This window comes from Pseudomonas sp. MWU12-2020, assembly GCF_023100605.1.
GTDB lineage: Bacteria > Pseudomonadota > Gammaproteobacteria > Pseudomonadales > Pseudomonadaceae > Aquipseudomonas > Aquipseudomonas fluorescens_H.
On sequence record NZ_JALMEX010000010.1, the window covers coordinates 1 to 25595 of the forward strand.

General features: G+C 61.2%; 26 protein-coding genes. 15 read left to right on the top strand and 11 right to left on the bottom strand.

Annotated features, from left to right (window positions below):
* Positions 1 to 381: 381 nt before the first annotated feature.
* The gene (locus M0814_RS20890; protein WP_103485358.1) at positions 382 to 744 is read left to right on the top strand and encodes a DUF6124 family protein; all 363 of its coding nucleotides are present in this window, start codon (positions 382 to 384) and stop codon (positions 742 to 744) included.
* Between the two features lie 243 nt (positions 745 to 987).
* On the top strand, positions 988 to 1281 hold the full coding sequence (locus M0814_RS20895) for a hypothetical protein (protein WP_003221947.1): 294 nt from the start codon (positions 988 to 990) through the stop codon (positions 1279 to 1281).
* A gap of 81 nt (positions 1282 to 1362) precedes the next feature.
* Here M0814_RS20895 and nagE read toward each other — a convergent pair whose 3' ends face one another.
* The 7 genes from nagE to M0814_RS20930 form a co-directional block, all read right to left on the bottom strand.
* Complete coding sequence (gene nagE, locus M0814_RS20900; RefSeq protein WP_103485359.1) at positions 1363 to 3078, bottom strand: N-acetylglucosamine-specific PTS transporter subunit IIBC; 1716 nt, start codon at positions 3076 to 3078, stop codon at positions 1363 to 1365.
* A 35-nt stretch (positions 3079 to 3113) separates the two neighbouring features.
* Positions 3114 to 5627, bottom strand: a complete 2514-nt coding sequence (gene ptsP, locus M0814_RS20905; RefSeq protein WP_103485360.1) for a phosphoenolpyruvate--protein phosphotransferase — start codon at positions 5625 to 5627, stop codon at positions 3114 to 3116.
* Positions 5628 to 5661: 34 nt separating this feature from the next.
* Entirely contained in the window at positions 5662 to 6672 is a 1011-nt protein-coding gene (locus M0814_RS20910) for an SIS domain-containing protein (RefSeq protein WP_103485361.1), read from the bottom strand.
* A complete protein-coding gene (nagA, locus tag M0814_RS20915) occupies positions 6665 to 7771 on the bottom strand; it encodes an N-acetylglucosamine-6-phosphate deacetylase (protein ID WP_003221954.1) in 1107 nt (368 codons plus the stop codon). Before nagA ends, M0814_RS20910 begins: the two co-directional genes overlap by 8 nt.
* A 32-nt stretch (positions 7772 to 7803) precedes the next feature.
* A complete protein-coding gene (locus tag M0814_RS20920; protein WP_166496649.1) occupies positions 7804 to 8544 on the bottom strand; it encodes a GntR family transcriptional regulator in 741 nt (246 codons plus the stop codon).
* 330 nt (positions 8545 to 8874) lie between these two features.
* Entirely contained in the window at positions 8875 to 9390 is a 516-nt protein-coding gene (locus tag M0814_RS20925; protein WP_003221956.1) for a L,D-transpeptidase family protein, read from the bottom strand.
* A gap of 48 nt (positions 9391 to 9438) precedes the next feature.
* On the bottom strand, positions 9439 to 9990 hold the full coding sequence (locus tag M0814_RS20930; RefSeq protein ID WP_103485362.1) for an NUDIX hydrolase: 552 nt from the start codon (positions 9988 to 9990) through the stop codon (positions 9439 to 9441).
* A gap of 146 nt (positions 9991 to 10136) precedes the next feature.
* Between M0814_RS20930 and M0814_RS20935 the strand changes: the two genes are divergently transcribed.
* The 5 genes from M0814_RS20935 (at position 10137) to purT (ending at position 13485) form a co-directional block, all read left to right on the top strand.
* A complete protein-coding gene (locus tag M0814_RS20935) occupies positions 10137 to 10736 on the top strand; it encodes a CoA pyrophosphatase (protein WP_003221960.1) in 600 nt (199 codons plus the stop codon).
* 45 nt (positions 10737 to 10781) lie between these two features.
* Complete coding sequence (locus tag M0814_RS20940; RefSeq protein WP_003221962.1) at positions 10782 to 11306, top strand: gamma carbonic anhydrase family protein; 525 nt, start codon at positions 10782 to 10784, stop codon at positions 11304 to 11306.
* Positions 11303 to 11512: a DUF1289 domain-containing protein gene (locus M0814_RS20945; RefSeq protein ID WP_103485363.1), complete on the top strand. Its 210-nt coding sequence runs from the start codon at positions 11303 to 11305 to the stop codon at positions 11510 to 11512. The genes M0814_RS20940 and M0814_RS20945 overlap by 4 nt, the downstream gene beginning before the upstream one ends.
* Before the next feature lie 224 nt (positions 11513 to 11736).
* Positions 11737 to 12204, top strand: a complete 468-nt coding sequence (locus M0814_RS20950; RefSeq protein WP_103485364.1) for a VUT family protein — start codon at positions 11737 to 11739, stop codon at positions 12202 to 12204.
* A 99-nt stretch (positions 12205 to 12303) separates the two neighbouring features.
* A complete protein-coding gene (purT, locus tag M0814_RS20955) occupies positions 12304 to 13485 on the top strand; it encodes a formate-dependent phosphoribosylglycinamide formyltransferase (protein ID WP_003221968.1) in 1182 nt (393 codons plus the stop codon).
* A gap of 105 nt (positions 13486 to 13590) precedes the next feature.
* On the opposite strand, the gene M0814_RS20960 is transcribed toward purT, so the two are convergent.
* From M0814_RS20960 to ccsA, 3 genes are all read right to left on the bottom strand, one after another.
* On the bottom strand, positions 13591 to 14907 hold the full coding sequence (locus M0814_RS20960) for an MFS transporter (RefSeq protein ID WP_103485365.1): 1317 nt from the start codon (positions 14905 to 14907) through the stop codon (positions 13591 to 13593).
* Between the two features lie 346 nt (positions 14908 to 15253).
* Positions 15254 to 16486: a transporter associated domain-containing protein gene (locus M0814_RS20965; protein ID WP_103485366.1), complete on the bottom strand. Its 1233-nt coding sequence runs from the start codon at positions 16484 to 16486 to the stop codon at positions 15254 to 15256.
* Positions 16487 to 16498: 12 nt separating this feature from the next.
* On the bottom strand, positions 16499 to 17311 hold the full coding sequence (gene ccsA, locus M0814_RS20970) for a cytochrome c biogenesis protein CcsA (protein WP_045122309.1): 813 nt from the start codon (positions 17309 to 17311) through the stop codon (positions 16499 to 16501).
* A gap of 195 nt (positions 17312 to 17506) precedes the next feature.
* On the opposite strand from ccsA, the gene ffh reads away from it, so the two are divergent.
* The 6 genes from ffh (at position 17507) to M0814_RS21000 (ending at position 21649) form a co-directional block, all read left to right on the top strand.
* Entirely contained in the window at positions 17507 to 18883 is a 1377-nt protein-coding gene (ffh, locus tag M0814_RS20975) for a signal recognition particle protein (protein WP_003221977.1), read from the top strand.
* Positions 18884 to 19144: 261 nt separating this feature from the next.
* Positions 19145 to 19396, top strand: a complete 252-nt coding sequence (gene rpsP, locus M0814_RS20980) for a 30S ribosomal protein S16 (protein ID WP_003185073.1) — start codon at positions 19145 to 19147, stop codon at positions 19394 to 19396.
* Positions 19397 to 19401: 5 nt separating this feature from the next.
* Positions 19402 to 19938, top strand: coding sequence for a ribosome maturation factor RimM (gene rimM, locus M0814_RS20985; protein WP_003221979.1), 537 nt, complete (start codon positions 19402 to 19404; stop codon positions 19936 to 19938).
* A 3-nt stretch (positions 19939 to 19941) separates the two neighbouring features.
* Positions 19942 to 20694, top strand: coding sequence for a tRNA (guanosine(37)-N1)-methyltransferase TrmD (gene trmD / locus M0814_RS20990; RefSeq protein WP_103485367.1), 753 nt, complete (start codon positions 19942 to 19944; stop codon positions 20692 to 20694).
* 45 nt (positions 20695 to 20739) lie between these two features.
* Positions 20740 to 21090 (top strand): 50S ribosomal protein L19, encoded by a 351-nt coding sequence (rplS, locus tag M0814_RS20995; protein ID WP_003175895.1) that lies wholly within the window; start codon positions 20740 to 20742, stop codon positions 21088 to 21090.
* Positions 21091 to 21235: 145 nt separating this feature from the next.
* Positions 21236 to 21649 (top strand): acyl-CoA thioesterase, encoded by a 414-nt coding sequence (locus tag M0814_RS21000; RefSeq protein WP_098967381.1) that lies wholly within the window; start codon positions 21236 to 21238, stop codon positions 21647 to 21649.
* A 118-nt stretch (positions 21650 to 21767) separates the two neighbouring features.
* Here the strand turns inward: M0814_RS21000 and M0814_RS21005 are convergent, their stop codons facing one another.
* Positions 21768 to 23576 carry a sodium:proton antiporter gene (locus M0814_RS21005; RefSeq protein WP_103485368.1) on the bottom strand — a complete coding sequence of 603 codons (1809 nt, stop codon included), beginning with the start codon at positions 23574 to 23576 and terminating at the stop codon, positions 21768 to 21770.
* Between the two features lie 108 nt (positions 23577 to 23684).
* On the opposite strand from M0814_RS21005, the gene xerD reads away from it, so the two are divergent.
* Together xerD and dsbC are read left to right on the top strand one after the other, a co-directional pair.
* Positions 23685 to 24581 carry a site-specific tyrosine recombinase XerD gene (gene xerD, locus M0814_RS21010; RefSeq protein ID WP_003221987.1) on the top strand — a complete coding sequence of 299 codons (897 nt, stop codon included), beginning with the start codon at positions 23685 to 23687 and terminating at the stop codon, positions 24579 to 24581.
* Positions 24582 to 24834: 253 nt separating this feature from the next.
* Entirely contained in the window at positions 24835 to 25566 is a 732-nt protein-coding gene (gene dsbC, locus M0814_RS21015) for a bifunctional protein-disulfide isomerase/oxidoreductase DsbC (protein WP_003221989.1), read from the top strand.
* Positions 25567 to 25595: the final 29 nt, after the last annotated feature.

Here is a 25595-nt window from a genome sequence, read left to right on the forward strand (position 1 = left end):
GGGAGCTAGCCTGCTGGCGATGGGGTCAGTCTGGTCACCAAGGGCATTGGTCCTGTTTAAATCTGTGTCAAATAACCAGAACCTTCCCACAAGGTTTTCAGGTTGTCCCTCGGACGCCCGGTCTCTAGGCTTTGCTTGTCGCTGCCAATTCAGCGACCGGGTGTGAGATCCCCGGCTATTCATTTGGATACTTGTGCATGTCCCTCCATAATCGCTGCCAGCTTAAACTGACGCGATTCTCTATGGCGGCTGTGTGCGGGTGGACGAATGTCCTGCCGGGTTTATCCATACCGGTGATCTCACCCCGTACATGGCTGCCACCTTTTCTTCGAGTGAGATCGGGAATAAGTGGCTCTCGCACTTATTAGAGGAAATTGAGACATGGATAAGCTAATACCCGATCCACCCCACGAAACCACAGCACCACCCGTCGACGCCATCCGGGTTGAAGACCTGACGAAAGACCGTGAAGCCATCAAGCGCGCTGTCGATTTCTACTTCACCCCGCAACCCGCTCAGGTGCATCAGCCCAGCACAGTGTTCCTGGTCAACCCAAGCATCGACACCGAAACCCTGCTAGCCCAGGCCTACGAATCGTTGGCCTCGGCCAGTGCCATGGCCAGCAACTTCGCCAATGAACTCAGCGGCCTGCAACGCAGCACCGCTCTGGCGATCCAGCAAATCATCATGCTCGCCGAACTCGCGGTAAACCGCGCGCTGGATCGAGTCGATCCACAGACCTGATTCATCGGATGATCATCGCAAACCGGCTCGTCCCGTCGCGGATCTCATTTCCTTTTAGGGAGTTGAGACCTCACGTGGTAGCGAGCCTTCGGCGATCGAGTTTTGGGTTCAATGCCCAGGGCCGCCTTGATGATGACCAATCATCGGAAACCACCGCTTACCTGTAATTTCTGACAGTGGTGCGATTCGGCAAACTTCTGTCTGATGAGACTTCCATTCACAACAGGTAAGAAGGATTTTGCTATGTCTACTGAAAAAAACACTGTGCCGGTAATTACCTCCATGAAAGACAGCCAAGGCGAGGAGATTCCAAACAGCGGTACCACCTCCTCCACTGTTGTGCAGTCGAGCGGCTTGGCGTCTGCCGGCGATGAACTCCAGATTTTCGACGGTGCTACTTTGAAGGGGCGAGTTGTCGCTGACGCTGCAGGCACTTGGCACTTTATCTTGACGGCTTTGTCATTGGGGGTTCATTCGATCACGGCCAGAGGACGGGTCCTTCACTCCCAAGCACGTACGTTCACCGTCAAAGCCTAGTAAACACTGGATAAAAAGCCGCTGAGCTCCACATCCCAGCGGCCTTCCGTTTATCAGTGAGGCTTTGAGTTTCGCTGTGGGTTATACCTTGACGCTGACCTCACTCCGATTAACCAACGCCTCAATCGCCCCACTCAAACTCGCCGCTTTCTCGCCAATCAACAAATGCCAGACTCCACCTTCCAACGGGCTGACACCCTGGCAACCCAACTCTTTCAACTGCGCCTCGGACAACGCTTTACCATCGGCCAGTTGCAGGCGAATACGGGTCAGGGCGATGCAGTCCAGTTGCAGCACATTCTCGCTACCGCCCAAGGCAGTCAGCCATTGTTGGGCTTCCGGTGCTGTGACCAATACGGCTTTCGATTCCTCGACCACCACCGCAGGCGCAGCCACCAACGCACGCCCCAGCGCCGGCATGGCGAGGCGGATTTCGTCGGCGATGCTGTCGGCCAATGGCCCAACCACCACCTGCAAGCTGCCGCCCTTGCCCGGGCGTACCACGGCCATCGCGCCCAGTGCCTTCAAATCAGCGTCGGAAGCCTTGTTGCGATCAACCATTTCCAGACGCAACCGGGTAGTGCAGGCACCGACAGTCACCAGATTCTCCGCACCACCGAGTGCCTTGATGTAAGCCGCCGCGCGCTCGTTCTCGGTGAGAACAGCCTTGTCAGCCGCCGCAACATCCTCACGCCCCGGCGTCTTCAAATTGAAGCGGCGGATACAGAAATCAAACACCGCGTAATACACCACGGCGTACGCCAGCCCGACCGGAATCACCAGCCAGCCATTGGTCGAGCGCCCCCAACCGAGCACCATGTCGATGAAGCCGCCGGAGAAGGTGAAACCGAGGTGGATGTTCAGCGCGTTGGTGATCGCCATCGACAACCCGGTCAGCAGTGCATGCAGCAAATACAGCAGCGGGGCGAGGAACATGAATGCGAATTCGATGGGTTCAGTCACGCCGGTCAAAAACGAGGTCAGGGCCATCGACAGGAATATCCCGCCCATCACCTTGCGCCGCTCCGGCAGCGCATTGCGGTACATCGCCAGGCACGCGGCGGGCAGGCCGAAGATCATCATCGGGAACATGCCGGTCATGAACTGGCCGCCCTTTGGATCGCCGGCGAAGTAGCGTGACAGGTCGCCGGTGACCAGTGCGCCGGTAGTCGGGTCGGTGAAGTTGCCGAACACAAACCACGCCATGTTGTTGAGGATGTGGTGCAGGCCGGTGACGATCAGCAGGCGGTTGAACACGCCAAATACGAACGCGCCTAGGCTGCCGCTTTCCATCATCAACGCGCCGAAGCTGTTGATGCCGTGCTGGATCGGCGGCCAGATGTAGCCGAACACCACGCCCAGTGCGACGGCGGCGAAACCGGTGACGATCGGCACGAAGCGTCGGCCACCGAAGAACGCCAGGTACTCCGGCAGCTTGATGTCTTTGAAGCGGTTGTACAGCGCGCCGGCCATCAGGCCGCTGACGATCCCGGCGAGCATGCCCATGTTGATGCTCGGGTCGAGCACTTTGAGGGTGGAGATCATCACCAGGTAACCGATCACCCCGGCGAGGCCGGCGGTGCCGTTGTTGTCCTTGGCGAACCCGACCGCGATGCCGATGGCGAAGATCATGGCCAGGTTGGCGAAGATCACTTGCCCGGCATCGTGAATGATCGCGATGTTCAGCAGGTCGGTGTCACCCAGACGCAGCAGCAGGCCGGCAATCGGCAGGATCGCGATCGGCAGCATCAGCGCACGGCCGAGGCGTTGCAGGCCTTCGATGAAGAGTTGGTACATGGTGGTTCTCCCTGCTCTTTATAGAGAGCTTGTTGTTAGTGCAGAGGCCAATGCTGGTGGCAGGCGTGACGAACCGCAGCGGCGCTGTTCAGTTTCAACAGGTCGAGGCTGAGGCGTTGGCATTCGGCCTCGTGCAACTGGCGCACGCGATCCTTGATTTCACCGATCTGCACCGGGCTCACCGACAACTCGGTCACGCCGAGGCCGATCAACACCGGCGTCGCCAGTGGGTCGGAGGCGAGGGCACCGCAGACGCCGACCCAGCGCTTGTGCACTGCCGCACCTGCGCAGGTCATGGCGATCAGTCGCAGCAGCGCCGGGTGCAGGGCATCGACCCGAGCGGCCAAACCTGCGTGGTCGCGGTCCATCGCCAGGGTGTATTGCGACAGATCGTTGGTGCCGATCGACAGGAAGTCGGCGTGCTCGGCCAGTTGTTCGGCTTGCAACGCGGCGGCGGGGACTTCGATCATCACGCCGATTTCCGGGCGCTGATTGATGCCCAACTCCAGGCACAGCGCATCGACCCGCTGGCGGATGTGCAGCAGTTCGTCGACTTCGGTGACCATCGGCAACAGGATCCGGCAACGGCGCAGCGGGCTGACTTGTAGCAGTGCGCGCAGTTGCTGATCGAGGATTTCCGGACGGGCCTGAGCCAGACGAATGCCGCGCAGGCCGAGCACCGGGTTGGCTTCGGCGGGCAGCGGCAGATAGTCGAGTTGCTTGTCGCCGCCGACGTCGATGGTACGGATGATCACCGAGTGCTCACCCATGGCATCGAGCACGGCTTGATAGGCGGCGCGCTGCTCTTCGATGTCCGGCGCGGTCTGCCGGTCGACGAACAGAAACTCGGTGCGCAGCAGGCCGACGCCATCGGCGCCGTTGGCAAAGGCGTCCGCCGCTTCATGGCTGGAGGCCACGTTGGCGACCACTTCGATCGCCACGCCATTGCGGGTTTCGGCGGGCAGATGGGCTTTGGCTTGTTGGGCGTCGCGGCGTTGCTGACGCTCGATTTGCGCCTGTTGTACTTCGGCCAGGCGTTCGGTGTTCGGCGTCAGTTCGAGGCGGCCGCCATCGGCATCCAGCACCACCGACTGACCCTGTGCTTGATCGAGTAAAGCGGCGCCCAGTGCAACCAGGCACGGCAGGCCTTTGCCGCGCGCCAGAATCGCGACATGCGACGTCGCGCCACCCTCGGCCATGCACAACCCGGCGACACCCTGCGCGCTGAGTTGCAGCAGATCCGACGGCGTCAGTTCATGCGCAGCGACGATGGCGCCGGTCGGCACGTCGTAATGCCAGGCTTCACCGAGCAGGGCACGCAGGACGCGCTGTTTGAGGTCGCGCAGGTCGTTGGCGCGTTCGGCCAACAGTGCGCTGCCGGTGTGTTGCAGCACTTCGCACTGCACGTCGATCGACTGGCTCCAGGCGTGAGTCGCCGCCGTGCCTTGGTCGATAGCATGCTGCGCAGCGTCGAGCAGGGCCGGGTCTTCGAGCAGTGCCAGGTGCGCGGCGAAGATTGCTTCTTCGTCGGTGCTCTTGTGCTTTTTCGCTTGGGCGAGGGTAGCGTTGATTTCGCCGCGAACCTGATTCAGCGCGGCTTCAAGTTTCTGCAGTTGCTCAAGCGGAGCATGATTGCCCGCATCTGCCGGCAGGCTGATCGCGCTCAAGCGAAACAGCGGCCCGCCGACCAGTCCCGGCGCCGCGCACACACCGTGCAGCACACCGGCTTCGGCCGGGCGTTTGCGCGGTGCGGCGCTGACCGGTGCTGCGGCGTGATGGTCCTCGGGCAGGGCAGTCGCCAATGCATTGAGCAAGGCTTGCAGCGCGGCTTCGGCGTCCGGCCCCTGACAGCTGACTTGCACTTCATCCTGCTCGCCAACCCCCAGTCCCATCAGCCCGATCAGGCTGTTGCACGGCGCCGACTTACCAGCGAAGTGCAGCTGCGACTGGCTCTTGAAGCCTTGTGCGGTCTGCCGAATCAGCGCGGCGGGACGCGCATGCAGGCCGCCGCGATGCGCCACCAGCACATGACCGTGAACCTCGGGTCCGTCCAGCGTTTCAGCATTTGCCACCGAACTGTTGCGCGCAACGATGTGCAGCAACGGATCGCCGACCTTTACCGGTTTGAGCGTGATCGGGCGCACCTGGAAGTCCTGGCTGTTGGTCAGGATCAACAGGCTGACCAGGCTTTTGCATTGCTGGCCGACCTTGTCCAGGTCGTAGCGCAACAATGGTTGGCCCTTGCTGACCCGCGTACCTTCCTTGACCAGCATCGAGAAGCCTTCGCCGTTCAGTTCAACGGTGTCGAGGCCCAGGTGCAGGAGGATTTCCGCGCCGTTGTCGGCACGCACGGTCAGTGCGTGGCCGGTGCGGGCGACGTGGATGATCACCCCGGCGCAGGGCGAGTACAGGGTGTCGTTCAGCGGATCGATGGCGATGCCGTCGCCCATCGCGCCACTGGCGAACACCGCGTCCGGGACTTTGGCGAGCGTGAGCACCGGGCCGCTGAGCGGGGCGCTGAGGGTCAGCTCTTTATTGTTGTTGTGCATGGCTCGGTCTCATCAGGTGTGCAGTCATTCGGACTTAGTGCGTACGCGTCACTTTGCTCAGGTGGCGCGGCTGATCCGGGTCCATGCCTCGGGCCACGGCCAGGTTGGCGGCCATCACATAGAAGCTCTGGATCGCCAGAATCGGATCAAGGGCCGGGTGTTCGGCGCGGCTCAGGGTCAGGTCGCGTTCGAGGATGTCGTCCGGCGCTGCCAGCAGCACACGGGCGCCGCGTTGACGCATCTCCGCCGCAAGGCTGATCAGGCCGGCCTGTTCGGCACCGCGCGGGGCGAACACCAGCAGCGGGTAATGCTCGTCGATCAGTGCCATCGGGCCGTGACGGACTTCGGCGCTGCTGAAGGCTTCGGCCTGGATCGCCGAGGTTTCCTTGAACTTCAGCGCGGCCTCTTGGGCGATGGCAAAACCGGCACCACGGCCGATGACCATCAGGCGCTCACAATCGCGCAGCGCGTCGATGGCTACGCTCCAGTCCTGCTGCGTCGCTTCGCGCAGGCCTTCGGGCAGGGCGTTGTGCGCTTCCAGCAGTTCGCTGTCTTCTTTCCAGTGCGCGATCAGGCGGGCGCTGGCGCTCAGGGTGGCGATAAAACTCTTGGTCGCGGCGACGCTGCTTTCGGTGCCGGCGAGCAGCGGCAGGCTGAATTCACATGCGGCTTCCAACGGCGAATCGTCAGCGTTGACCATCGACACACTAAGGGCTCCACGCTTGCGCAACAGACGCAGGCTGTTGACCAGATCCGGGCTTTGCCCCGATTGCGAGAACGCGAACGCCACCTGACCGCTGACCTTCAGCGGCGCCTGCTGCATGGTCACCACCGACATCGGCAACGACGCCACCGGCACACCCAGTTGCTGCATGGTCAGGTAAGCGAAGTAGCTCGCCGCGTGGTCGGAGCTGCCGCGCGCGACGGTCATCGCCACTTGCGGCGGCTGGCGGCGCAGGCGCCCGGCGATCTCGATCATTTGCGGGTCGAGCTGTTGCAGTTGGGCTTGCACGGCCTCGAACGAGGACAGCGCCTCTTCAAGCATTTTTGAAGTCAATGTCTTCTCCTTCGACCATGACGGCGGTCAGTGTGAGTGAGCGATCCAGCCGCACGCAGTCGGCCCAGGCACCCGGTTGCAGGCGCCCGCGTTCAGTGATGCCGAGGTAGTCGGCGGGAAATTGCGACAGACGCTGCGAGGCCTCGCTGATCGGCAAACCGATCTTCACCAGGTTGCGCAGGGCCTGATCCATGGTCAGGGTGCTGCCGGCCAACGTGCCATCGGGCAGGCGCACGCCGCCCAGGCATTTGGTCACGGTGTGGCTGCCGAGCTTGTATTCACCGTCGGGCATGCCGGCGGCCGCGGTCGAATCGGTGACGCAATACAGGCATGGGATCGATCGCAGGGCCACGCGGATCGCGCCGGGGTGCACGTGCAGCAGATCCGGGATCAGCTCGGCGAATTTGGCGTGGGCCAACGCGGCGCCGACGATGCCCGGCTCGCGGTGATGCAGCGGGCTCATGGCGTTGTACAAGTGAGTGAAACTGGTCGCGCCAGCCTCCAGCGCGGCGACGCCTTCCTCGTAACTGCCGAGGGTGTGGCCGATCTGCATGCGAATGCCGCGGCTGCTGAGTTCGCGGATCAACCCGTCGTGGCCGGCAATTTCCGGGGCGATGGTGATCACCCGGATCGGCGCCAGCGCCAGGTATTCCTCGACTTCGGCCATCAACGCGGTGTGGGCGAAGTTCGGTTGCGCGCCGAGTTTGCCGGGATTGATGTACGGGCCTTCGAGATGCACACCGAGTACCCGGGCGGCGCCTTGCGGACGCTGTTCGCAGAACTCGCCGACCTCTTTCAGCACGCTGGAGATCTCGGCGCTCGGCGCGGTCATGGTGGTGGCCAGCAGCGAAGTGGTGCCGAAGCGCACGTGGGTTTTGGTGATGGTCTCGAAGGCACTGGCGCCTTCCATGATGTCTTTGCCGCCACCGCCGTGGACGTGCAGGTCGATGAAACCCGGCAGCAGGTAGGGCAAGTCATTGTCGGCCGGATCGCAGGGCACGCCTTCGATCGACACGACTTTGCCGTGTTCGTGGATCAGCCGGCCGCGAACCCAGCCGTGAGCGGTGAGGATGTTGTCTTCGGACATTTCGGTTCTCGCTGTTTGACGGCTTCGCCCGGTTAGCGGCGCAGCTCTGCAACAAAGTCGTAGTAGTCGTTGCGGCAATAGGTGTCGGTGACTTCGATCGGCGTGTTGTCTTCCAGATAGCCGACCCGGGTCATCAGCAGCATGGCGGTACCGGGGGCGATGCCGACCAGCGCGGCGAACTCGTCCGAGGCGTTGATCGCCTGGATGTGCTGCAGGGCGCGGACGATCGGTTTGCCGATGCCGTCGAGATATTCGTAGAGCGAATCGCCGACCAATTGCGGCTTGGGCATGATCGAGGCGGGCAGGGTGCTCATCTCGATGGCCATCACGGTGTCGTCGGCCTTGCGCAGGCGTTTCATGCGCGCCACCTTGTCGTTCGGCGACAGGCTCAGGCGGATCAGTTCTTCGTGAGTCGGCAGGGTGATTTCGCGCTCCAGCCACTGCGAGCTGGGCACGAAACCCTTGAGGCGGAGCATTTCGCTGAAGCCCGAGAGGCGCGACAGTGGTTGTTCCAGACGGGGTGTGATGAAGGTGCCGGAACCTTGCAGGCGGCGGATCAGACCTTGATCAAGCAGCACTTCCAGCGCCTTGCGGGCGGTGACCCGGGAGATACCCAGTTGCTCGCTGAGATTGCGCTCGGAGGGCATCGCCTGCTCGGCCTTCCACTGCCCGGAATGGATCGCCGACTCCAGATTACGCGCCAGCTGCAGGTACAGCGGTGTCGGCTGAGAGTCATCTGGGCGTAGGGCCTGGAGGTCGTTCATGTAGGTCATTTCCGACGCGAGTGTAGGATTGTTGTTGTTCGCTTGTGGGGCGGAAATTAATACCACTTGAATACCATGTCAACGCAGGGAATTGGCCTGTAGGCCAATGAAATGGCGGGTCTCGGGAGTGATGTATTGAAGTGGTATTAGAGGTGGAATGCAGAAAGCAAAAGATCGCAGCCTGCGGCAGCGCCTACAGTGGGAAGTGGTATCAACCCTGTAGGCGCTGCCGCAGGCTGCGATCTTTTGATTTATTTTTTAACGCCGACCGACGGTAACGGCTGAATCAGCACTTTGTGGCGAGGGAGCAAGCTCCCTCATCACAGGTTTTCGGTCAGCCTAAGGGCGGATTTCGATCATCGTGCCGTCCGGCACCAGGCCCCAGACTTCACGCATGTCCATGTTGCGCATGGCGATGCAACCGTCGGTCCAGTCCAGGGTGTGGAACAGGTCTTCGGGCGTGTCCTCGGTGTCGGGCGTGCCGTGGATCATGATCATCCCGCCAGGCTCGACGCCTTCGCGGCGGGCGCGGGCCGAATCGCTGATGTTCGGGTAGGAAATGTGCATCGCCAGGTTGAATTTTTCGCTGACCTTGCGCCAGTCGATCCAGTACAGACCTTCCGGGGTGCGTTTGTCGCCCTCAATCAGTTTCGGACCTTTCTTCGCGCCCTTGCCCAGGGAGATGCGATAGGTCTTGAGTGGCTTGCCGTCGGAGATCAATTGCAGTTGATGCGCCGATTTGAACACCAGTATTTTGTCGATCCGGGGGCTATTCGATGGCGTCACGGTGGTCACGAATGACGCTTGGGACACGGTGACGAACGACAGGCAGAGCAGGGCAAGCAACCAGCGCATTGAAACGATTCCCCAGGAGTGATGCAGATATTTTATTTATAGATGTTTTCAGGTGATGGCGGGCTGGGCCAGCGGCGGAATCGATTCGGAGCGAACCGGATAGGTCTCGCGGCGGCGATCAGCGAAGAAGCATTCTAAGGTACGCCCCACCGTGCGAAAAGCCAGCTCGTCCCACGGGATGTCGGCTTCGTCGAATAGTTGCACTTCGAGGCTCTCGGGGCCGGCGGCAAAGTCCAGATCGGCCAGTTCGGCACGGAAGAACACGTGCACCTGGCTGATGTGTGGCACATCGATCAGCGTATAGATGCTCAGGTTGCGCACCCGGGCGCAGGCTTCCTCGGCGGTTTCGCGGATCGCGGCCTGCTCGATGGTCTCGCCGTTTTCCATGAAACCGGCGGGTAGCGTCCAGTAGCCGAGACGGGGCTCGATGGCGCGGCGGCAGAGCAACACTTGGCTGCCCCAGGTCGCAACGCAACCGGCGACGATATTGGGGTTTTGATAGTGAATGGTCTGACAACTGTCACAGACAAATCGCAGCCGCGAATCGCCTTCGGGAATGCGCTGGGTCACCGGGTTGCCGCACTGGCTGCAAAATTTCATGCTGGGGTTCCTGAATGCTGCGCCTATCTTGGCGTGCAGCGGTGCCGGTCGGCAAGTTGTCGTTTCGCGACATGGCCCGGTCAGGGGCTTGGGCGGCTGCCATGATTGGTGCATGATGCAGGGTAAGGCACAGATCGAGAACACTCATGCTGGACGAGCTACTGCATAGGGTAAGCAACCACACACCGCGCACGCTGGAGACCGATAAACGTTTCCCCGAGGCCGCTGTTCTGGTGCCGATCACCCGCAGTGACGAGCCCGAGCTGGTACTGACCCTGCGCGCCAGCGGCCTTTCGACCCATGGTGGCGAAGTCGCCTTCCCCGGCGGGCGCCGTGACCCGGAAGACCCCGACCTGATTTTTACCGCCCTGCGCGAAGCCGAGGAAGAAATCGGCCTGCCACCGGGGCTGGTCGAGGTCATCGGCCCGCTCAGCCCGCTGATCTCCCTGCATGGCATCAAGGTCACGCCGTATGTCGGGGTGATCCCGGACTTTGTCGAATACCAGGCCAACGATGCCGAGATTGCCGCAGTATTCAACGTGCCGCTGGAGTTCTTCCGCAAAGACCCGCGCGAACACACGCATCGTATCGACTACCAGGGTCGCAGCTGGTACGTGCCGAGTTATCGCTACGGCGAGTTCAAGATCTGGGGGTTGACGGCTATCATGATCGTCGAGCTGATCAATCTGCTCTATGACGAACAGATCAGCCTGCATCACCCGCCCAAAAGTTTTATCAATACCTGAAGCCATCGCTCGAATGGCCCGTTCGTGAGCCCTGAGGAAAACAAGATGAAATACCGCCTGGGCGACGCCCGCGTCGACACCCATCCACAGAGCTGGGTAGCGCCCAATGCCGTGCTGGTGGGCAAGGTCAAACTTGAAGAGGGCGCCAACGTCTGGTTCAACGCCGTGCTGCGCGGTGACAACGAACTGATCCTGATCGGCAAGAACAGCAATGTTCAGGATGGCACCGTGATGCACACCGATATGGGCTATCCGCTGACCATCGGCACCGGCGTGACCATCGGTCACAATGCCATGCTGCATGGCTGCACCGTCGGCGACTACAGCCTGATCGGCATCAACGCGGTGATCCTCAACGGCGCGAAAATCGGCAAGAACTGCATCATCGGCGCCAATTCGCTGATCGGCGAAGGCAAGGAAATTCCCGATGGCTCGCTGGTGATGGGCTCGCCGGGCAAGGTCGTGCGTGAACTCACCGAGCCGCAGAAGAAAATGCTCGAAGCCAGCGCCGCGCACTATGTGCACAACTCGCAGCGCTATGCGCGTGACCTGGTAGAGCAGGAAGAATGAGCACGCCTGAAAGACCCGTTGCCTCGCCGTGCGTGAATATCTGCGCCCTGGATGAGGACGATATTTGCACCGGCTGCCAGCGCACGGTCGCGGAGATTACGCGCTGGGGGCGGATGACCAACGACGAGCGGCGGGCGGTGCTCGGGTTGTGCCATGAGCGGGCGAAGGCGAGCGGGTTGGTGTGGATGATCCCGGCCAAGCGCTGAGATATTGGTTGAAGTGCTTTTGTGGCGAGGGAGCTTGCTCCCGCTGGGTCGCGAAGCGGCCCTTCTTTTGCTCTTGAAAGCAGGGACTGCTGCGCAGCCCAGCGGGAGCAAGCTCCCTCGCCACAGGTAAGCCGCTTGCCATTACGGGTGTATACAATTTTCGATCGACTTGGCCGAACTCTCTGCCTCAAGTAACCTGTGCGCCAATTTGACAGGTCGCCCCCATGATTTTCCTCATCGCCTACGTCAGCAGCGTCGTGCTGATCAACTTCGCTTTCTCCACCGCGCCACACCTGGACATCATCTGGTCGGCCTGGGGCGGGTTGGTGTTCGTGTTGCGCGACATGGTGCAAACCCGTTTCGGCCACGGCGCCATCGTGGCGATGCTGGCGGCGCTGGTGCTGTCCTACGTCACCTCTGATCCGTCGATCGCCCTGGCCAGCGCCACCGCGTTCGCGATCTCCGAGTGCATCGACTGGCTGGTGTTCAGCGTCACCAAACGCCCGTTGCGTGACCGCTTGTGGATCAGTTCGGCACTGAGCATTCCCCTCGATACCTTCATCTTTTTCGGCATGATCGACCTGATGACGCCACCGGTGATCATCACCGCGCTGGTCTCGAAGTTCGCTGGTGTCACTGCCGTTTGGCTGATCATGGCTTGGCGCGAGCGCAAACAGGCTGTCGCCAGCTAAGCCAAACCCTCCGGTTCATGTAAAATGCCGCGCTTTCTCCCCATGGAAAGCGCGTCTGGCGTTGCTTTCCTCGATGATCCGCTTCTTTGAGGACCTGAGATGACCCGTATCGGAACTCCATTGTCGCCAACCGCGACCCGCGTATTGCTGTGTGGCTGTGGTGAGTTGGGCAAGGAAGTGGTGATCGAGCTGCAACGCCTGGGCGTTGAAGTGATTGCCGTCGACCGTTACGCCAACGCGCCGGCCATGCAGGTTGCGCACCGCAGCCACGTGATCAACATGCTCGACGGCGCGGCCCTGCGTGCCGTCATCGAAGCCGAGAAGCCGCACTTCATCGTGCCGGAAATCGAAGCCATCGCCACCGCCACGCTGGTCGAACTGGAAGCCGAAGGCTTCACTGTGATCCCGACCGCGCGCGCCGCGCAACTGACCATGAACCGCGAAGGCATCCGTCGTCTGGCCGCTGAAGAGCTGGACCTGCCGACCTCGCCGTACCACTTTGCCGACACCTTCGAGGACTACAGCAAAGCCGTTCAGGATCTGGGTTTTCCGTGCGTGGTGAAACCGGTCATGAGCTCGTCGGGCAAAGGTCAGAGCCTGCTGCGCAGCGCTGATGACGTGCAGAAAGCCTGGGATTACGCACAAGAGGGCGGTCGCGCCGGCAAAGGTCGGGTGATCATCGAAGGCTTCATCGATTTCGACTACGAAATCACTCTGCTGACCGTGCGCCACATCGGCGGCACTACGTTCTGCGCACCAGTCGGTCACCGTCAGGAGAAGGGCGACTATCAGGAATCCTGGCAGCCGCAGGCCATGAGCCCGATTGCCCTGGCTGAGTCCGAGCGCGTGGCCAAAGCTGTGACCGAGGCTTTGGGCGGTCGCGGTCTGTTCGGCGTCGAGCTGTTCATCAAGGGCGATCAGGTGTGGTTCAGTGAAGTCTCGCCGCGCCCGCATGACACCGGTCTGGTGACCCTGATTTCTCAGGATCTGTCGCAGTTCGCCCTGCACGCGCGCGCCATTCTCGGTCTGCCGGTGCCACTGATCCGTCAGTTCGGCCCTTCGGCTTCGGCAGTGATTCTGGTGGAAGGTCAGTCGACCCAGACCGCGTTCGCCAACCTGGGCGCTGCGTTGAGCGAGCCGGATACGGCGTTGCGTCTGTTCGGCAAGCCTGAAGTCAATGGTCAGCGCCGGATGGGCGTGGCGTTGGCGCGGGATGAGTCGATCGAAGCTGCGCGTGCCAAGGCGACCCGGGCTGCTCAGGCTGTTGTTGTAGAGCTGTAAACCGAGGCGCGGCATTCGCGGGTAAGCCCGCTCCCACATTGGATCTGTGGCGTACACAAAACCAATTGTGGGAGCGGGCTTGCCCGCGAAGCTTTTGATCTTCTGTCAGGCAACCTGATTCAGATCGTTATTGCGCGTTTCCTTCAGGCACAGCACAGCAATCAAGCTGAGAACCGCTGCCGCCGACACATACCCGCCGACATAACTCAAACCGCCCATCGCCACCAGTTTCTGCGCGAAGAACGGGGCGGCCGAGGCGCCGACGATGCCGCCCAGGTTGTAGGCCGCCGATGCGCCGGTATAGCGCACGTGCGTCGGAAACAGTTCCGGCAACAGCGCGCCCATCGGGGCAAACGTCACGCCCATCAAGAACAGCTCGATGCACAGGAACAGCGCCACACCCCAGGTCGAACCTTGCGTCAGCAGCGGCTCCATCAGGAATCCGGACAGGATCGCCAGCACACCACCGACGATCAGCACCGGTTTGCGCCCGTAACGGTCGCTGGCCCAGGCGGACAATGGCGTTGCCGCGGCCATGAACAGCACGGCAAAACACAGCAGTCCAAGGAACGTCTCACGGCTGTAACCCAGTGTGGATACGCCGTAGCTCAGGGAAAACACCGTCGAGATGTAAAACAGCGCATAACACACGACCATCGCCGCCGCGCCGAGCAGGGTTGGCGCCCAGTACTGGCTGAACAGCTCGACCAGCGGCACTTTCACTCGTTCCTGACGGGCAATGGCGTTGGCGAACACCGGGGTTTCGTGGAGTTTCAGGCGCACGTACAGGCCGACCATCACCAGTACCGCACTGAGCAGAAACGGAATCCGCCAGCCCCAACTGCGGAACTGCTCGTCATTGAGGGTCATGGCCAGGGTCAGGAACAGCCCGTTGGCCGCGAGAAACCCAATCGACGGGCCAAGCTGCGGAAACATGCCGAACCACGCCCGTTTGCCCTTGGGCGCATTCTCCGTGGCCAGCAACGCGGCGCCACCCCATTCGCCACCCAGTCCCAACCCCTGACCGAAACGCAGCACGCACAGCAGAATCGGTGCCCAGGCGCCAATGCTGGCGTAACCCGGCAGCACGCCGATCAGCGTGGTGCACACGCCCATCAGAAGTAGCGAGGCGACCAGTGTCGATTTGCGCCCGATGCGGTCACCGAAATGGCCGAACAGCGCCGAACCCAGCGGGCGGGCGAGGAAGGCGATGCCGAAGGTGAGAAACGCCGAAAGCATCTGCGCGGTGCCGGACGTCTGCGGAAAGAACACCGGCCCGATCACCAGTGCGGCGGCAGTGGCGTAGACGTAGAAGTCGTAGAACTCGATGGCGGTGCCGATGAAACTCGCCGTCGCCACGCGGGTGGCGGAGTTGGTCGGTTGGGCAGGCGCGGTGTCGCGGTAAGCGGTACTGGTCGTCATGCGGTGATCCCTGACAGTCATGAGCTCCGTTGGAGCGAATTATTATGGTCGAACACCCAGGGATGTGGGATCAGGCGCGAGCGCTGTTTCGAGTAGGAACAGTCGTCGGGGTGGTGCGGAAAATTACCGAAACCGTTGGCGTGCGGGGTAAGCACAGGGCTCGGCGGCGCTTGGGTAAGCGGCTCGATTATAGGAAGGGGGCTAACAATCAAACAAGAGCAAAGGATCGCAGCCGTTGGGCTTTCTGTGGCGAGGGAGCTTGCTCCCGCTCGGGCGCGCAGCGGCCGCCAAGAGGGTGGGGCGCTTCGCAACCCAGCGGGAGCAAGCTCCCTCGCCACAACAGCGCTTAAACCTTGGCGGGCACCGAGGTCGTATGCCAGATCAACACCTTGCTCACCCGGTTGTCTTCGGTCTCGAGAATTTCCAGCCGATAGCGGCCGATCTTGAGGCACACCGCGCTGTCGGGAATGGTCTCCAGTGCTTCGGTCACCAGGCCGTTAAGGGTCTTCGGCCCGTCGCTCGGCAAATGCCAGCCCAGGCATTTGTTCAACTCGCGGATCGACGCGGTGCCGTCGATCACCATGCGCCCGTCGGGCTGCGGATGGATGTGCGGGTTGTCGAGGCTGTGCTCGCTTTCGAATTCGCCGACGATTTCTTCGAGAATGTCTTCCAGAGTCACGATGCCCAGCACTTCGCCGTACTCGTCCACCACCATGCCCAGCCGGCGCTGCTGCTTGTGGAAGTTCAGCAGTTGCAGTTGCAGCGGGGTGCTTTCCGGGACGAAATACGGTTCGTAGCTGGCGGCCAGCAGCGCTTCGCGGGTGAGGTTGCCATCGTTGAGCAGATGGCGGATCTGCCGGGTGTTGAGCACCGCTTCGACCTGGTTGATGTCGCTGTGGAACACCGGCAGGCGTGTGCGCTTGTTCTGGCGCAGTAGTTCGATGATCTCTTCGATCGAGTCGTCAAGGTTGATACCGTCGACATCGCTGCGCGGCACCAGAATGTCGTTGACCGTGATGTTGTCCAGCGCGTGGATTCCCGAAACCGGGTGTGTGCGAGACGGGTGTTCCGGGTCGTCGTTGTGCTCAGCGGGATCTTCGTCTTCGCTCTGCTGGACCACTTGGGGCTTGCGCGCGAAGGGCCGCAGCAGCCAACCGCTGAGGCTGCTCAGCAGCCAGGCCAGCGGGTAAAGGATTTTCAGTGGAACGGTCAGCAGGGTATTGCCGAACGACAGCACCGCATCGGGATAACGCTGGGCTACGCTGCGCGGAAAGTAATCGGCAAACACCAGCAACACGGCGCCGGCGCCCAGGCAGGCAGCCCAAGGGCCGTTTTCTTCGCAAAGGAAGATAGCGAGCAGTGTGGCGATGATCACCGCGAGCGCTCGGCACAGGGTGTTGCACAGGATCAGGCTGTCGAGCGGAAAGCTCAGCTTCGCCAGCGGCTTGTCGCTGGCACGCGAGGCCGTGCGTTGCGCCAGCAGGTGCTGCTGAGCGACTTCGACGGCAGTAAACAGCCCCGACCATAAAATCAGCAGGACAAATACCGCGAGCATCGGCCCTATGGGCAAACCGTCCATTTATGCCGCCCGTCAGATGTGCAGGATGTATTCACGAACCAGTTTGCTGCCGAAATACGCCAACATCAGCAGGCAGAAACCGGCGAGAGTCCAGCGAATCGCCTTGTGGCCACGCCAGCCGAGGCGATTGCGGCCCCACAGCAGCACGCTGAACACGATCCAGGCCAGGCACGCCAGCAAGGTCTTGTGCACCAGATGCTGGGCGAACAGGTTCTCGACGAACAGCCAGCCGGAGATCAGCGACAGCGACAGCAGCGTCCAGCCAGCCCAGAGGAAGCCGAACAACAGGCTTTCCATGGTTTGCAGCGGCGGGAAGTTCTTGATCAGGCCCGACGGGTGCTTGTGCTTGAGCTGGTGATCCTGCACCAGCAGCAACAAGGCCTGGAACACCGCGATGGTGAACATGCCGTAGGCGAGGATCGACAGCAGGATATGGGCGAGGATGCCTGGTTCTTCGTCGATGATCTGCACCGTGCCGGCCGGCGCGAACTGGGCCAGCAGCACCGTGGCCGCGCCGAGCGGAAACAGCAGCACCAAAAGGTTTTCCACCGGGATCCGCGAGCAGGCCAGCAGCGTCAGAGCGATGACGGCCGCGGCAATCAGGCTGGCGGCGCTGAAGAAGTCCAGGCCCAGGCCGATCGGCGTCAGCAGGTGAGTGAGCAGGCTGGCGCTGTGGGCGAGCACGGCGAAGATGCCGAGCGTAACCAGCAGGCGCTTGTTCGCCTTGGCGCCGGAGGCCAGGCGGGTGCCCTGATAAAGGGTCGCAGCGGCATAAAGGAGAGCGGCGGCGAGCGTGGTCAGCAAACTGGGTGACAAGGGGAGCATAAATCCTGTTAGGCAGGCCCGAAAGGCGCTGAGTTTGGCATAGAACCGCCACACCACGAAAGTGCGAGGTGTCCGCCCGACGCAGTCTTCGCTATAATCCGCGACCTGCCCACGCCGCAGGCTCGCCGAGCACATGTTGAATCCGGTCTGGGCCGCCATTATCCCGGTCTACACAGGGCCTGAAAGGATCGCGCAATGTTTGAAAACTTAACCGACCGTCTCTCGCAGACGCTGCGCCATGTCACCGGCAAGGCGAAGCTGACTGAAGACAATATCAAAGACACCCTGCGCGAAGTGCGCATGGCGTTGCTCGAAGCCGACGTCGCCCTGCCGGTGGTCAAGGACTTCGTCAATTCGGTCAAGGAGCGCGCTGTCGGCACCGAGGTGTCGCGCAGCCTGACGCCGGGCCAGGCGTTCGTGAAGATCGTCCAGGCCGAACTCGAAAGCCTGATGGGCGCGGCCAACGAAGACTTGAACCTGAGCGCCGTGCCGCCCGCCGTCATTCTGATGGCCGGTCTGCAGGGCGCCGGTAAAACCACCACCGCCGGCAAACTCGCGCGCTTCCTCAAGGAGCGCAAGAAGAAGTCGGTGATGGTCGTGTCGGCGGACATCTACCGTCCTGCTGCTATTAAACAGCTGGAAACCCTGGCCAACGACATCGGCGTGACGTTCTTCCCGTCCGACCTGAGCCAGAAGCCGGTCGACATCGCGACCGCTGCTATTAAAGAAGCAAAACTGAAATTCATCGACGTGGTCATCGTCGATACCGCCGGTCGTCTGCACATCGACGAAGAGATGATGGGCGAGATCAAGGCGCTGCACGCCGCGATCAACCCGGTTGAAACCCTGTTCGTGGTCGACGCCATGACCGGTCAGGACGCGGCCAACACGGCCAAGGCCTTCGGTGATGCGCTGCCGCTGACCGGTGTGATCCTGACCAAGGTCGACGGCGATGCCCGTGGCGGTGCCGCATTGTCGGTACGCGCGATCACCGGCAAGCCGATCAAGTTCATCGGTATGGGCGAGAAGAGCGAAGCGCTCGATCCGTTCCACCCTGAGCGTATCGCTTCGCGGATCCTCGGCATGGGCGACGTGCTCAGCCTGATCGAACAGGCTGAAGCGACCCTCGACAAGGACAAGGCCGACAAACTGGCCAAGAAGCTGAAGAAGGGCAAGGGCTTCGACCTCGAAGACTTCCGCGATCAGCTGCAACAGATGAAGAACATGGGCGGCCTCGGCGGGCTCATGGACAAACTGCCGAGCATCGGCGGCGTCAACCTGTCGCAGATGGGCAATGCCCAGAACGCGGCAGAGAAGCAGTTCAAGCAGATGGAAGCCATCATCAACTCCATGACCCCGGCCGAGCGCCGCGACCCTGAGCTGATCAGCGGTTCGCGCAAGCGCCGGATCGCCATGGGTTCCGGCACTCAGGTGCAGGACATCGGCCGCTTGATCAAGCAGCACAAGCAGATGCAGAAGATGATGAAGAAATTCACCGCCAAAGGCGGAATGGCGAAAATGATGCGCGGCATGGGCGGTATGTTGCCCGGCGGCGGCATGCCGAAAATGTGATTCAGGACACCAAGACTTCGCCGGTCGTCGCACCGGCGCAGACCCTGCAAGGACGCAGGATCAACAGCAAACCCGCACTCGGCGGGAGCTGACTGGCCGTTTTCATCGACGGCTCTATATGCAAATCCGCACGGCATGCCATAGGCGCCGGAAAAAGTCATTTGCAAAAGTCCGGATATTCCTTAGAATATGCGGCCTTTCGGGCACCCATGCCCGCTGTGCATTTAGATTTGCAGCACCGACTACAGGAACGATGTTCACATGCTAACAATCCGTCTTGCCCTTGGCGGCTCCAAAAAGCGCCCGTTTTACCACCTGACCGTAACCGACTCGCGTAACCCGCGTGACGGCTCCCACAAAGAACAGGTTGGCTTCTTCAACCCTGTTGCCCGTGGTCAGGAAATCCGTCTGTCCGTGAACCAAGAGCGCGTAGCCTACTGGCTGAGCGTTGGTGCACAGCCTTCTGAGCGTGTTGCTCAGTTGCTGAAGGAATCTGCCAAGGCTGCAGCCTGAGCAGTATGAGCGCGACGCCAGAAAAAGCTGATGACCTGATCGTTGTCGGCAAGATTTTTTCGGTTCACGGCGTTCGCGGCGAGGTGAAGGTCTTTTCCTTTACCGATCCGATTGAAAACCTGTTGGACTACCGCAACTGGACGCTTCGGCGCGAAGGCGTGGTGAAACAGGTCGAGCTGGTCAGCGGCCGATCCACTCAAAAGGATCTGGTTGCCAAGCTCAAAGGCCTCGACGATCGCGATGAAGCCCGTCTTCTGAGCGGTTATGAGATCTGCATCTCGCGAAGCCTTTTGCCCAACCTGACAGGCGACGAGTACTACTGGTACCAGTTGCAGGGTCTGAGCGTCATCAACCAGGACGAGCAATTGTTCGGCAAGGTTGATCACCTGTTGGAGACCGGCGCGAACGATGTATTGGTGGTCAAGCCCTGCGCGGGCAGCCTGGATGATCGCGAGCGGTTGTTGCCCTATACAGAGCAATGCGTGCTGGCCATCGACCTGGATGCAGGCGTGATGCGGGTGGAATGGGACGCGGACTTCTAAGCAATGGCCAGCCTGCGCGTAGACGTCATTACGCTGTTCCCCGAGATGTTCTCGGCCATCAGTGAGTACGGCATTACCAGTCGTGCGGTCAAACAGGGGCTGTTGCAGCTGACCTGTTGGAATCCGCGGGATTACACGACGGATCGGCATCACACTGTGGACGATCGCCCGTTTGGCGGTGGTCCGGGCATGGTGATGAAGATCAAGCCCCTGGAAGATGCTCTGGTTCAGGCCAAGGCAGCAGCCGGGGAGGCGGCGAAGGTGATTTACCTGTCCCCCCAAGGCCGTCAACTGACTCAGTCGGCGGTACGCGAGTTGGCAAAATCGGATGCATTGATCCTGATTGCCGGCCGCTATGAAGGTGTTGACGAGCGCTTTATTGAGGCTCATGTCGATGAAGAGTGGTCGATTGGTGACTATGTACTGTCTGGCGGCGAGCTGCCGGCCATGGTCATGATCGATGCGGTTACACGACTGCTGCCCGGAGCTTTAGGGCATGCGGATTCCGCTGAGGAAGATTCCTTTACGGATGGTCTGCTGGATTGCCCGCACTACACCCGACCTGAGGTGTATGCGGATCAGCGTGTTCCCGACGTGTTGCTAAGTGGCAATCACGCGCATATCCGGCGTTGGCGTTTACAGCAGTCCCTTGGTAGGACCTATGAACGACGCGCCGATCTTCTGGAAAGCCGCTCGCTTTCTGGAGAAGAGAAGAAGCTGCTCGAGGAATACATCCGCGAGCGGGACGATAGTTAACAACGTATCGATGGTAGATCAGTTGATTTACCTTAGGAGCACAGCATGACCAACAAAATCATCCTTGCACTCGAAGCAGAGCAGATGACCAAAGAAATCCCTACCTTTGCCCCAGGCGACACCATTGTCGTTCAGGTGAAAGTGAAGGAAGGCGATCGTTCCCGTCTGCAAGCGTTCGAAGGCGTTGTAATCGCCAAGCGTAACCGCGGCGTGAACAGTGCGTTCACCGTTCGTAAAATCTCCAACGGTGTTGGCGTAGAACGTACTTTCCAGACCTACTCCCCGCAGATCGACAGCATGGCTGTTAAACGTCGCGGTGACGTACGTAAAGCCAAGCTGTACTACCTGCGCGACCTGTCGGGTAAAGCAGCTCGCATCAAGGAAAAACTGGCTTAAGTCCAGCTTCCGATGCAGAAAAAAGCAGCCTACGGGCTGCTTTTTTGTTGCCTGCAATAAACTGCCCCCACTGTAGGAGCTGCCGAAGGCTGCGATCTTTTGATCTTGCTTGTGTTTCGGGAGCCAGAAATCAGAGCCATTCTTCATGACCACCCGTGACCAGGAAATCGAACGCCGCACCGAACTCTCGGTGACCCGCGTGACCAAAGCCGTCTTCCCGCCGACCACCAACCACCACAACACCCTCTTCGGCGGCACCGCGCTGGCGTGGATGGACGAAGTGTCGTTCATCACCGCCACGCGTTTCTGCCGTTTGCCGCTGGTGACCGTGTCCACCGACCGTATCGACTTCAATCACGCGATACCGGCCGGCTCCATCGTCGAACTGGTGGGCAGGGTGATCAAAGTGGGTAACACCAGCCTCAAGGTCGAGGTGGAAGTGTTTGTTGAGAGCATGAGCTGTGACGGGCGCGAGAAGGCGATCCATGGGCAGTTCAGCTTTGTGGCCATCGACGATGACAAGCGGCCGGTGCCGGTACTGCCCGGATTTCCTGCCTGATCTGAAACCGAGTCGCGGCCTTCGCGAGCAAGCCCGCTCCCACAGGTTTTGTGTCGTTTACAACGTTTATGTACGACACGGACACTGTGGGAGCGGGCTTGCTCGCGAATTCGTCAGATCAGGCGCCGCTGCTCTCAGGCTGGATCAACGCCAACAACGTCCACCCGGATCCCGGTTTCAAAGCAGTCTCCGGCGTCACCACATGCACCCACCCGCTGTCATCGCGCATGAACAGCAGCGTCGCCCGACTGCCATGCAATGCCTGGTAGTCCTCCCATCCAAAACCGTCCGTCAGCGTTGTGCTGTACAACTCGGCGCCATTGCTGATCAGACTGGCCAGCTTGGCATAGGTCAGCGCCTCGCTCCCCAGCTGATTGCCACGATGCTCAAGACTCGCCCGGTGCTTGTCGCTGCGACGACTTTCCTGACCGCTGGCCAGGCCAAACAGCCGTTGATGACCGAAGTCATGGCGAAAGCGCATCGCCGCCAAGGTATTCAGCTCGCCTGAAGGCGACAGCGCCAACAAGTGCCCCAACCCCACCAGATCCAGATGCGCATCGGCATGCTGCGAAGCCGGGTTACCAAAGTACGTCGGCAACCCCTCCATGCGCGCCGCACGAATATTCTCCCAGCTCGAATCGGTCAACAGCACCCGGCTGCCCAATTGCTGCAACGACTTGCCCAACAGACGCGCCGGGCCGTTGGCGCCGACGATCAGGAAGCCGCTCGGCGCCGGTTCGGCCACGTTCAGCAAGCGCGCCAAGGGGCGTGCTGTTGCGCTTTGCAGCACCACGGTGCCGATGATCACCGCGAAGGTCAGCGGCACCAGCAGCAGCGCGCCTTCATGTCCGGCCTGATCCAGGCGAATCGCGAAAATCGCCGAGACCGCCGCCGCCACGATCCCGCGCGGGGCGATCCAGCACAGCAGGGCGCGTTCACGCCAGCTCAGGCTGGAGCCGGCGGTGCTCAACAGCACGTTCAACGGGCGCGCGATCAACTGAATCACCAGCAGCAGAATCAGCACCAACGGCCCGAGGCCGATCAAGGCATGCAGATCCAGCCGCGCCGCCAGCAGAATGAACAACCCGGAAATCAGCAGTACGCTGAGGTTTTCCTTGAAGTGCAGGATGTGCCGCACATCCACGCCCTTCATGTTCGCCAGCCACATGCCCATCAGCGTCACCGCGAGCAGGCCGGACTCATGCATCACCTGATTGGACGCAATGAAGATCCCCAACACCGCCGCCAGCGAGGCGAGGTTATGCAGGTACTCGGGCAACCACTGGCGCCGGATGATGGTGCCCAGCACCCAGCCGCCGACCACCCCGAATACGCTGCCGCAGACAATCACGCCGCCGAAGGTCAGCAGGCTCTGTTCGAGGCCGTTGCCTTCGGCGCGCGCGATGATGAAGCTGTAGACCACCACCGCGAGCAGGGCGCCGATCGGGTCGATGACGATGCCTTCCCAGCGCAGGATGTTGGCGATCGAGGCTTTCGGCCGCACCACCCGCAACATCGGCACGATCACCGTCGGCCCGGTCACCAGCGTCAGGCTGCCGAACAGAATCGCCAGCAACCAGTCGAAGCCGAGCAGGAAATGGGTCGCGACGGCAATCACCACCCAGGTCGTGAGTGCGCCGAGGGTCACCAGCCGATGCACGACGCTGCCGATTTCGCGCCATTCCGACAGATGCAGGGTCAGGCTGCCCTCAAACAGGATCAACGCCACCGCCAGCGACACCAGCGGCATCAGCAGCGGGCCGAACATTTCTTGCGGATCGAGCCAGCCCAGTACCGGGCCAGCCAGAATCCCGGTCAGCAACAGAAACAGAATCGCCGGCAGCTTCAGGCGCCACGCCAGCCACTGGCAACCCAGCGCAGCGGCGCCGATCCCGCCAAATGCCAAGAGAATTTGCTGCTCGTTCATTGAAGCTCCCTGTTCCTTGAAATTGCGGGCTATGAAAGACTAGCGGCCATTCCTACAGTTCACTCTACATTTGCGCGCAGCCCTCGAGGTTGCGTGTCTTGAGCGCCCATGCCTGCCATCGACCATCCACTGATTGACCAATTCCTCGACGCCCTGTGGCTGGAAAAAGGTCTGTCCGACAACACCCGCGGCGCCTACCGCAGCGATCTGGCGCTGTTTAACGGCTGGCTGCAGGAGAAAAACCTCGAGCTGATCAATGCCGGTCGCGAGTTGATCCTCGATCACCTGTCCTGGCGTCTGGAGCAGAACTACAAACCGCGCTCCACCGCCAGATTTCTCTCCGGTGTGCGTGGCTTTTATCGCTATTTGCTGCGGGAAAAGCTGATTACGGTCGATCCGACCTTGCGCGTCGACATGCCGCAACTGGGCAGGCCGCTGCCCAAGTCATTGTCGGAAGCTGACGTCGAGGCGCTGCTCAAGGCGCCGGATCTGAGCGAAGCCATCGGTCAACGTGACCGCGCCATGCTTGAAGTGCTGTACGCCTGCGGCTTGCGGGTGACCGAACTGGTGAGCCTGACGCTGGAGCAAGTCAATCTGCGCCAGGGCGTGCTGCGGGTGATGGGCAAGGGCAGCAAAGAGCGGTTGGTGCCGATGGGCGAGGAGGCGATCGTCTGGATCGAGCGCTATATGCGCGATGGCCGCAGCGAGCTGCTCGGTGGGCGCCCAAGTGACGTGCTGTTCCCCAGCCAGCGCGGCGAGCAGATGACCCGCCAGACCTTCTGGCACCGCATCAAGCATTGGGCCAAGGTCGCCGGGATCGGCAAATCGCTGTCGCCGCACACTTTGCGTCATGCATTCGCCACGCACCTGCTCAACCACGGCGCCGACCTGCGGGTGGTGCAGATGCTGCTCGGCCACAGTGATTTGTCGACCACGCAGATCTACACCCATGTGGCCCGGGCCCGTCTGCAAGACCTGCACGCCAAACATCACCCAAGAGGCTAATGAAAAACCTGTGGGAGCGAGCTTGCTCGCGAAGAGGCCGTCACAGACGAGATATTTGTCGCCTGCCAAGACGCCTTCGCGAGCAAGCCCGCTCCCACAGGGTTTGCGTCGCCCACAATCTCTGGCGACAGGCGCATTCGGCCATGCGAGCCTTATGTGGTAGGCTTTGCCGGTTTGCACGATGGACGGTTATGACCCGGTGTTCCGGCTCGGGCGTTCTTACCGTTTCATTTGTCCGCCTTCAGGAGTTCTCATGCGTCTGACCCAGATTTTCGCCGCCGCCGCCATTGCGTTGGTCAGCACCTTTGCCGTCGCCGATGACGCGGCCGACAAAGCCATTCGTCAAAGCCTGGAAAAACTCGAACTCGAGGTTCCGGTAGAAAGCATCAGCGCCAGCCCGCTGCCGGGCATGTATGAAGTCAAGCTCAAGGGCAGCCGCGTGCTGTACGCCAGCGCCGACGGCCAGTACATCGTTCAGGGCTACCTGTTCCAGCTCAAGGACGGCAAGCCGGTCAACCTGACCGAGAAAGCCGAGCGCGCGGGCATTTCCAAACTGATCAATGCCATTCCGGTGGCCGAAACCGTGGTGTATCCGGCCGTGGGCGAGACCAAATCGCACATCACCGTGTTCACCGACACCACCTGCCCGTACTGCCACAAGCTGCACGCCGAAGTGCCTGAGCTGAACAAGCGCGGCATCGAAGTGCGTTACGTAGCGTTTCCGCGTCAGGGCCTCGGCTCGCCGGGTGACGAGCAGTTGCAAGCGGTCTGGTGCTCGGCAGACAAGAAAGCGGCCATGGACAAAATGGTCGATGGCAAGGAAATCAAGGCCGCCAAGTGCGATAACCCGGTTTCCAAGCAATTCGCTTTGGGTCAGTCGATCGGTGTGAACGGTACACCGGCCATCGTTTTGGCCGACGGACAGGTCATTCCGGGCTACCAGCCGGCGCCACAAGTCGCCAAACTGGCGCTGGGCGCCAAGTAATTCGCATCGTCACGGTCAGCCTTTGACGA

Bases quoted from the DNA above. Each gene is read 5' to 3' on its own strand.
- M0814_RS20945 (WP_103485363.1), top strand. From the start codon at position 11,303: ATGAGCACGCCTGAAAGACCCGTTGCCTCGCCGTGCGTGAATATCTGC.
- ptsP (WP_103485360.1), bottom strand. From the start codon at position 5,627: ATGCACAACAACAATAAAGAGCTGACCCTCAGCGCCCCGCTCAGCGGC.
- M0814_RS20895 (WP_003221947.1), top strand. From the start codon at position 988: ATGTCTACTGAAAAAAACACTGTGCCGGTAATTACCTCCATGAAAGAC.
- nagA (WP_003221954.1), bottom strand. From the start codon at position 7,771: ATGTCCGAAGACAACATCCTCACCGCTCACGGCTGGGTTCGCGGCCGG.
- M0814_RS20930 (WP_103485362.1), bottom strand. From the start codon at position 9,990: ATGAAATTTTGCAGCCAGTGCGGCAACCCGGTGACCCAGCGCATTCCC.
- ccsA (WP_045122309.1), bottom strand. From the start codon at position 17,311: ATGCTCCCCTTGTCACCCAGTTTGCTGACCACGCTCGCCGCCGCTCTC.
- M0814_RS20950 (WP_103485364.1), top strand. From the start codon at position 11,737: ATGATTTTCCTCATCGCCTACGTCAGCAGCGTCGTGCTGATCAACTTC.
- M0814_RS20965 (WP_103485366.1), bottom strand. From the start codon at position 16,486: ATGGACGGTTTGCCCATAGGGCCGATGCTCGCGGTATTTGTCCTGCTG.
- M0814_RS21000 (WP_098967381.1), top strand. From the start codon at position 21,236: ATGACCACCCGTGACCAGGAAATCGAACGCCGCACCGAACTCTCGGTG.
- nagE (WP_103485359.1), bottom strand. From the start codon at position 3,078: ATGTACCAACTCTTCATCGAAGGCCTGCAACGCCTCGGCCGTGCGCTG.
- purT (WP_003221968.1), top strand. From the start codon at position 12,304: ATGACCCGTATCGGAACTCCATTGTCGCCAACCGCGACCCGCGTATTG.
- M0814_RS20910 (WP_103485361.1), bottom strand. From the start codon at position 6,672: ATGCTTGAAGAGGCGCTGTCCTCGTTCGAGGCCGTGCAAGCCCAACTG.
- rplS (WP_003175895.1), top strand. From the start codon at position 20,740: ATGACCAACAAAATCATCCTTGCACTCGAAGCAGAGCAGATGACCAAA.
- trmD (WP_103485367.1), top strand. From the start codon at position 19,942: ATGGCCAGCCTGCGCGTAGACGTCATTACGCTGTTCCCCGAGATGTTC.
- M0814_RS20920 (WP_166496649.1), bottom strand. From the start codon at position 8,544: ATGACCTACATGAACGACCTCCAGGCCCTACGCCCAGATGACTCTCAG.
- xerD (WP_003221987.1), top strand. From the start codon at position 23,685: ATGCCTGCCATCGACCATCCACTGATTGACCAATTCCTCGACGCCCTG.
- M0814_RS20935 (WP_003221960.1), top strand. From the start codon at position 10,137: ATGCTGGACGAGCTACTGCATAGGGTAAGCAACCACACACCGCGCACG.
- rimM (WP_003221979.1), top strand. From the start codon at position 19,402: ATGAGCGCGACGCCAGAAAAAGCTGATGACCTGATCGTTGTCGGCAAG.
- M0814_RS20940 (WP_003221962.1), top strand. From the start codon at position 10,782: ATGAAATACCGCCTGGGCGACGCCCGCGTCGACACCCATCCACAGAGC.
- M0814_RS20960 (WP_103485365.1), bottom strand. From the start codon at position 14,907: ATGACGACCAGTACCGCTTACCGCGACACCGCGCCTGCCCAACCGACC.
- M0814_RS21005 (WP_103485368.1), bottom strand. From the start codon at position 23,576: ATGAACGAGCAGCAAATTCTCTTGGCATTTGGCGGGATCGGCGCCGCT.
- M0814_RS20890 (WP_103485358.1), top strand. From the start codon at position 382: ATGGATAAGCTAATACCCGATCCACCCCACGAAACCACAGCACCACCC.
- dsbC (WP_003221989.1), top strand. From the start codon at position 24,835: ATGCGTCTGACCCAGATTTTCGCCGCCGCCGCCATTGCGTTGGTCAGC.
- M0814_RS20925 (WP_003221956.1), bottom strand. From the start codon at position 9,390: ATGCGCTGGTTGCTTGCCCTGCTCTGCCTGTCGTTCGTCACCGTGTCC.
- rpsP (WP_003185073.1), top strand. From the start codon at position 19,145: ATGCTAACAATCCGTCTTGCCCTTGGCGGCTCCAAAAAGCGCCCGTTT.
- ffh (WP_003221977.1), top strand. From the start codon at position 17,507: ATGTTTGAAAACTTAACCGACCGTCTCTCGCAGACGCTGCGCCATGTC.